At 65.4% G+C, this 7,022-nt stretch carries 7 protein-coding genes; 4 read left to right on the plus strand and 3 right to left on the minus strand.

The annotated features are described in order from the left end of the window. Positions 1-11: 11 nt before the first annotated feature. A complete protein-coding gene (locus PXK01_RS04535) occupies positions 12-749 on the minus strand; it encodes a DUF3306 domain-containing protein (protein ID WP_274859046.1) in 738 nt (245 codons plus the stop codon). After that, positions 746-1,285 (minus strand): DUF3305 domain-containing protein, encoded by a 540-nt coding sequence (locus PXK01_RS04540; protein ID WP_274859057.1) that lies wholly within the window; start codon positions 1,283-1,285, stop codon positions 746-748. The genes PXK01_RS04535 and PXK01_RS04540 overlap by 4 nt, the downstream gene beginning before the upstream one ends. 375 nt (positions 1,286-1,660) lie before the next feature. On the opposite strand from PXK01_RS04540, the gene PXK01_RS04545 reads away from it, so the two are divergent. After that, positions 1,661-3,607 (plus strand): 4Fe-4S binding protein, encoded by a 1,947-nt coding sequence (locus PXK01_RS04545; protein ID WP_274859047.1) that lies wholly within the window; start codon positions 1,661-1,663, stop codon positions 3,605-3,607. On the opposite strand, the gene PXK01_RS04550 is transcribed toward PXK01_RS04545, so the two are convergent. Continuing rightward, positions 3,601-4,437 (minus strand): hypothetical protein, encoded by an 837-nt coding sequence (locus tag PXK01_RS04550; protein ID WP_274859048.1) that lies wholly within the window; start codon positions 4,435-4,437, stop codon positions 3,601-3,603. The genes PXK01_RS04545 and PXK01_RS04550 overlap by 7 nt on opposite strands. A gap of 84 nt (positions 4,438-4,521) precedes the next feature. Between PXK01_RS04550 and apbC the strand changes: the two genes are divergently transcribed. The 3 genes from apbC to PXK01_RS04565 are packed head-to-tail and all read left to right on the plus strand — an operon-like array spanning position 4,522 to position 6,778. After that, the gene (gene apbC / locus PXK01_RS04555; protein WP_274847398.1) at positions 4,522-5,586 is read left to right on the plus strand and encodes an iron-sulfur cluster carrier protein ApbC; all 1,065 of its coding nucleotides are present in this window, start codon (positions 4,522-4,524) and stop codon (positions 5,584-5,586) included. Next, positions 5,583-6,299 (plus strand): biotin/lipoate--protein ligase family protein, encoded by a 717-nt coding sequence (locus tag PXK01_RS04560; protein WP_274859049.1) that lies wholly within the window; start codon positions 5,583-5,585, stop codon positions 6,297-6,299. Before apbC ends, PXK01_RS04560 begins: the two co-directional genes overlap by 4 nt. After that, a complete protein-coding gene (locus tag PXK01_RS04565) occupies positions 6,299-6,778 on the plus strand; it encodes a DUF6505 family protein (RefSeq protein WP_274859050.1) in 480 nt (159 codons plus the stop codon). Before PXK01_RS04560 ends, PXK01_RS04565 begins: the two co-directional genes overlap by 1 nt. Positions 6,779-7,022: the final 244 nt, after the last annotated feature.

The following is a 7,022-nucleotide window of genomic DNA, read 5'->3' on the forward strand; positions in this document are numbered from 1 at the left end:
GTACTCCTTGTTCATGCCCTCACCCGCGCGTCAGCCCGATCCTGATCAAAGGAAAACCGCATCCGGCGCGGCAGGGTGTCCAGGGGATCAGTATCACCGGCTTCATCCGTTCTGTCAGCCACCTGGGTGGCAGGCACAGAAGTGACGGGCGCAGAGACCGGAACCGGCCGATCTTCGGCCATCGCGGCCTGGGCCTCCTGTTCGATGGCGGCATCTGCTGCCAGCGCTTCGGCCTGTTCACCGGCCTGTTCCTCAACCTGTTCGTCTTGGTCCAGCGCGGGCGCGGCATCTTCTGCGGCCATCTCTGCCGCACTCCCTGACCCGGCTGCTGCCGCCTTTTCCCTTTCGGCGGCCTGGCGGGCCAGTTCCTCGACGTGTTTAGTCATGCCCTTGCCCACCTGATAGGCGGTCTGCATGCCTTCGACGACCATGGCGCTGTCGGTGAAATCCTCGCCGTAGTCCACCAGCCCATCGACATTGGCCAGCACCGGGTTGAGCCGCCACAGGCGGCGCAGCGCCCGGGTGCGGATGCGCGCGGGCACCACATCGCGCAGGAAGATCTTGAAATCGTCGCCCTGCTCCAGCGTGTCGGGATCCGGCAGCTCCAGCTCGGCCAGGATCTCTTCGTCGCTCTTTTCTTCCAGCGCCTGTTCGCGCTCGGCGATTTCGGCGGCAGCCTCGGCGCGGGCTTCGGCTTCGGCCTCTGCCTCCACGGCGGCCTTGCGGCGGGACCAGAAATCGCGGCTCATTGCAGGCGCCCCTTCCTGACCAGCGCGGGCGAGCGGTAGACATCGGTCAGCTGCGCGATGCGCGGATCGCCAACGCCATCCTCTGCCTCGCCCACGGTGCGCTTGTCGCGGCGGCGCTTCTTGAATTCCTCTTCCTGGAAATGCTTGAGCGTGAACTCCCGCACCCAGGCCACCAGGCCCGAGGGCATCGGCACCCGCTCCACCATATCCTCGCCGTTGTCGGCGTAGTCCTGCGCCTCGAACGGAGAGGCGGTGACCAGCGTCACCTCCAGCGGGCGGGCGGTATCATCGCTGTCGCGCAGGACCACGTAGACGCAGGGCGGCTCGGCGGTGAGACCCTGCATGTAAGCTTCGGCGTCGGCCCGGTGCAGCTCCAGCGGCAGGGTGGCGGCGTGGAATTCGCTGGCGCCCTCCTCTTCGCGCAAGAGCTGCCAATCGGCCGGTTTCGCGGCCGGCAGGACCCCGGACACCCGCCACGACCATTTGGCCCAGCGGGTAACCCCGGGGGTGCGGCGGATGACGATGCCCAGCGGCATCACATCGGTCTTGTCCAAAGTCTGGTTCACGGTCGGTTGGATCCCGGCTCTCCCTGCGTCACCGAAACTGTGCAGCATCATCGCGCTATCGTGAAAGCCTGCTGTGCGGTGTCTGGCCATAATTCGCACCAGCCGGACAAATTGGGGCAGCCAGCAAGACCCAGAGAGGCGCCGTGGTCGAATTGTCTATGTCGATCTTTTTTGTCGGAATACCGCAGTACACAATTCCCAGCGAATCACCCCGGCAATTTGCCCCCGCAAGATGCGCCTCGGCTCCAGCCAAACCGGTTTACGCGGCCCTCGAATCATGCCTAATCTGAGGCCCTGACAGCGGAAATTCGCCGTCACGCCAGCCCTGATGCAAGCGAGGAAAATATGACTAAGCATCTGATTTTATGCGATTGTTCCGGATCTCAAAAGATCGATGCGCAAGGCTTGTCACAGGCAACCGAATTGCCCTGCTCCAAGGTGCATTCCGCCCTTTGCACCCGCCAGACCGACAGCGCCGCCGCCGCCATCGCCACCGGCGAGGCAGTGATTTGTTGCACCCAGGAACAGCGCCTTTTCGAGGAGATCGCGGAGGAAATCGGCGCCCCGGTCCCGGCCTTTCTCGACCTGCGGGACAGGGGGGGATGGACCGCCGATAAGGGGGATCTGCTGCCCAAAATGTCCGCCCTGGTGGCAGAGGCGGCTGTGGATCGGTCCGCGGCCAAGACCGTGGATGTGGTCTCCGAAGGGCTGTGCCTGATTGTCGGCACCTCCGACGTGGCTCTGGCCGCTGCGGAACGGCTGCAGGATACGCTGGGTGTGACCGTGCTGCTGACAGATGCGGTCGAGGCCCCGGCAACCCGCGCCTTTGATGTGATCCGGGGGCGGTTGCGCCAGGCAAGCGGGGCACTTGGCCAGTTCCACGTGACCATCGACGCCCTGCAGCAGATCGATGTCACCGGGCGCGCCTGGACCTGGAGCGATGCCCGCGATGGCGGGCGCTCGGAATGCGATATCATCCTGGATCTGACCGGTGGCACGCCGCTGTTTCCCGCCCATGAAAAACGCGAAGGCTACCTGCGCGCCGATCCAAAGGGCGTCCAGGCGGTGGCCGATGCGGTGCTCGCGGCGAGCCAGCTGATCGGCACCTTCGAGAAACCTCTCTATGTGCGCAGCGAGCCGCTGCTTTGCGCCCATTCCCGCGCCAGCCAGACGGGCTGCAGCAACTGCCTTGACGTCTGCCCCACCGGCGCGATCACCGCGAGCGGCGATCACGTCAGCATCGATCCGATGATCTGTGCCGGCTGCGGCGCCTGTGCCTCGCTCTGCCCCTCGGGGTCGATCACCTATGACGCGCCGCCCACCGAAACCCTGATGCGCCGCATCCAGGTGCTGGCGAAAGCCTACCTTGATGCGGGCGGCCATGCGCCGCGCCTCTTGGTGGTCAATGCCCATGGCGCCGAGATGATCCGCCTTGCGGCGCGCTTTGGCCGCGGCCTGCCCGCCGATGTGCTGCCGCTGGAGGTGGAGGCGCTGAACACCTTCGGCCACGCCGAGATCCTGGCGGCGCTGGCAGCAGGCTTTGCCCATGTGTCCATTCTGCTGTCGCCCAAGGCAGACCGGGAGGTGCAAGAGCGCGAATGCAACCTCGCCTGCGCCATCGCAGGCGAGAAGGCCACGCTTCTGGATCTCAACGACCCGGATGCGCTCAGCGATGCGCTATACGATGCACAGGTGCCTGCGCCGATTGCCGCGCCGCTGCGACCCATGGGCACCCGCCGCCAGATCACCCGCCAGGCGGCCCGCGCATTGGCGCCCGAGGCCGAGATGCTGCCCCTGCCCGAAGACGCCCCCTATGGCGCGGTGCTGGTGGATAAGGGCAGCTGCACCCTGTGCCTGTCCTGCGTGTCGCTCTGCCCCTCGGGCGCGCTGGGGGACAACCCGGACCAACCACAGCTGCGGTTCCAGGAGGACGCCTGCCTGCAATGCGGCCTTTGCGCCAACGTCTGCCCCGAGCAGGCGATCACTTACGAGCCGCGCCTGAACCTGCAACCCGAAGCGCTGAGCCAGGTGGTCCTGCACGAGGAGGAACCCTTTGCCTGCATCGAATGCGGCAGCCTGTTCGGGGTGAAATCCACCATCGAGAAGATCACCGAGAAACTGGCTGGCAAACACGCGATGTTTGCCACATCCGATGCGGCGCGGATGATCCAGATGTGTGATGATTGCCGCGTCAACGCGCAGTTCCATCAGCAGAACAATCCCTTCGCGGGCAAGGATCGCCCCGCCGTGCGCACCACCGAAGACTACCTCAGCAAGCGCCGCGATCACTGATGCTGCAAGGGTGCCCCCAGATCCGCCGGCGTGAGGCCGGCCACATAGGCAAGGATTGCCTCCAGATCGTCGAGCGTCATGGCGACCGGCACGATCGGGGACGGGCGATCCTCGGGGAAGGGCGGCGTCACATCCTCCACCTGGGTGAAGGCGGGATGCGGGTTCAGCGCATAGAAGGCCTGGAAGCGGTAATCCCAGTCCGGCAGGGTGCGCAGCACAAAAAACGAAGGGGTCGAGCCGATATCGGACATCCGCCGGTCCTCTGCCACCACGTGGCAGCGTCCGCACATCACCTGCGACAGGCTTTGCCCCCGTTCGGCATCGCCGTCGAAAGAGATCTCCTCGACCGTGGCGCGCTGAACCTGCGGCAGGGTGAACATCTGCACGCCCTGTGGCGCATAGGCGGTGATGGTGCGCGCGCCGATCTCGGAATTCAGCCAGTCAAGAAATCGCTGGGTTCCGGGGTGGTCCTTGTCCAGAACCGTGAGGTACCACAGGTCCGCACCGGCCTGGAACACCGGTGTTCCGCCCGCGCGCGTCTCGGTGCCAAGCGCGGCCTCTGCCGCCTCTCCGGGCATAACGATCTGCACCCGGACCTGGGTTTTCAGGGAAAACCGCGGCAGAAGGTGTCGCAGGAAACCGGTCTCGACCAGCGCCTCCGGCACCGCCATCCGCACCAGACGATCCTCAGCACGCGCGGGCACAGCGGCCACCAGCGCGACAAACACGATACCGGCAGCCAGAACAGCAAGGCGGCCTGGCGCGGGGCTGATCCGATTGATCGCTGCGCAACACCAGCGGATCGGATAGAGAAAAAACAAACGGGCCATTCGAAATGCTAGGAAGCAACCTAGATCTCAGTCAAGTGTTCCGTCCGAATACGACAAACGACAATACCAAAGGAGTAGACCGGCGTGTCCCTCACCCGTGAAGCTGTCCTCGAGGCACTGAAGACCATCACCGACCCTACAAGCGGCAGCGATATCGTCGCCGCAGGCATCGTGCGCGCATTGAACATCGAAGGGGCAGAGGTCCGTTTCGTGCTGGAGATCGACCCGGCGCGCGCCAAGACCTACGAACCGATCCGGGATGAGGCCGAAGCCAAGGTCACGGCTCTGGCCGGGGTCGAAAAGGTCTCGGCGCTGCTGACCGCCCATTCCGACAAGGCGCCGCCGGATCTGAAGCCGAAGAAAGCCGCGCAGCCGCAAGGCCCGCAGAAGATCCCCGGCGTGGATCGGATCCTCGCCGTGGCCTCGGGCAAGGGCGGCGTCGGCAAGTCCACGGTATCGGCCAACCTCGCCTGCGCGCTGGCCGCCGAAGGGCGCAGGGTGGGCCTGCTGGATGCAGATGTCTACGGCCCCTCGCAGCCGCGCATGCTGGGCGTCTCTGGCCGCCCAGCCAGCCCCGATGGCAAGACCATCCTGCCGATGCGCAACCACGGCGTCACCATGATGTCCATTGGCCTCATGACCAACGAAGATCAGGCCGTGGTCTGGCGCGGCCCGATGCTGATGGGCGCCTTGCAGCAGATGATGATGCAGGTGCAATGGGGCGCCTTGGACGTGCTGATCGTGGACCTGCCGCCCGGCACCGGCGATGTGCAGATGACCCTTGCGCAAAAGGCCCATGTGGACGGCGCCATCGTGGTCTCCACCCCGCAGGACGTCGCCCTGATTGACGCGCGCAAGGGCATCGACATGTTCAAGCAGCTGCATGTGCCGATCGTCGGGTTGATCGAGAATATGTCGACCCACATATGCTCGAACTGCGGCCATGAGGAGCACATCTTCGGCCATGGTGGCGTTGCCGCCGAAGCCAAGAAGCTGAACGTGCCGCTCCTGGCGGAGATCCCGCTGCATCTGGACGTGCGCCTGGCCGCCGATGGTGGCGCGCCGGTGGTGGTCAGCAAGCCCGACAGCCCGCAGGCGAAGGCCTTCCAGGATGTCGCCAAGGGGCTGATCGCACGGGGCGCCGCATGAGCGAGACTGCCACAGCGCTTTCCTTTCCGCCGTTGATGTCGGGCGAGGCCGTGACCGGCCTTGAGGATCCGTTCGAGACCGCCTGCAAACGGGCGGTCCTGGGCTGCGATGCGGGTCTCGTGGTCTATAACCTTGCCCATGACACATTGCGCGCGGCACTGGTCTTTGCGCCCGAAGTGCCGCTGGCACAGGCCATGGCAATGCTGCCCACCTGTGGCGTGGGGTTCCAGAATGCGCTTGGCACGCTGGCCCCGCCCGAGGTGGCCGTGCACCTGGAATGGGATGGCGCCATCCGCATCAACGGTGCCCGCTGCGGGCAGTTACGCGCCGCCGCCAGCACCACCGATCCGGCAGAGGTGCCGGACTGGCTGGTGATCGGGCTGGAACTGCCCTTGTGGCCCGCCGATGGCGATGGCGGCGAGACCCCGGACCAGACCGCGCTTTATGCCGAAGGCTGCGCCGATGTGGCGGCCCCCGCCCTGGTCGAAGGCTGGGCACGTCACTGCCTACACTGGATCGCACGCTGGGAAGAGGAAGGCTCCAAATCGCTGCATGAAGAATGGCGCAGCCTGGCCCATGGCATGGGTGAACCTATCGAGCAGCAGGCCCTGAGCGGCACCTTCCTTGGCATAGACGAGGCATTCGGCATGCTCTTGCGCGATGGTGAGACCACCCACCTCATTCCCCTGACAACACTTCTGGAGACCCCGTGATGCACCTGGCCCGCGCCATCCACTTCGACGAGAGCGATCAAAACGTCTTTGCCAGCCCCGCGCGCACCGGGGAGTGGTGCATCTCGGGCGGGTTCGAATTCTCCAACTGGGGCGAGGCGGATCTGACCGGCAAGCAGCGCCAGGCCTTTGCCAACGGCTGGATGGGGCTGGAAACCGGCGGGCGGGTGACCTTCGTTGCGGTGACCAAGATCGAGGAGGCGGAGCTGGAGACGCTGACCGACCTTCTGGCGCATCATTTCGTCGGCTACTACGGCGCACCCGATGTGGCCGCCGCCCGGCCTGTGGCTGCCGAGGAGCTCGCCCATATGGCCGAGCTCTGCGCCGATCACGCGCCCAACACCCTGCTGACGGTGATGCGAGAGCTGACCGAGGCCGGCGTGCGCGAAAGCTACCGCATGATCGAGGCGCAATCGGCGGGCCTAGAGCAATTCGCCATCCACGGCGACATGGACGGCTGAGGCGGGGGCTCTCCCGCCCGTCGCCGGATCATGGGCATGATCCGCTCCCGTTGGGCCTGGCGCCGCTGACGCGGCGTGGGGGGGGGCCGCAAAATCTGGCGAACTCATTAGAGGACATTTTTGGGCGAACTTGGTAAGATAGTCATATTCGCCTATAGCCAAGCGAGCTAGGCTCAGGACTCATAGCCAGTAAATGACGAGGGCTGCGAGGGCGATGGCGGACAGGAAGACCTTCGGACATCTG

It is taken from the genome of Phaeobacter sp. PT47_59 (assembly GCF_028890025.1).
Lineage (GTDB): Bacteria > Pseudomonadota > Alphaproteobacteria > Rhodobacterales > Rhodobacteraceae > Phycobacter.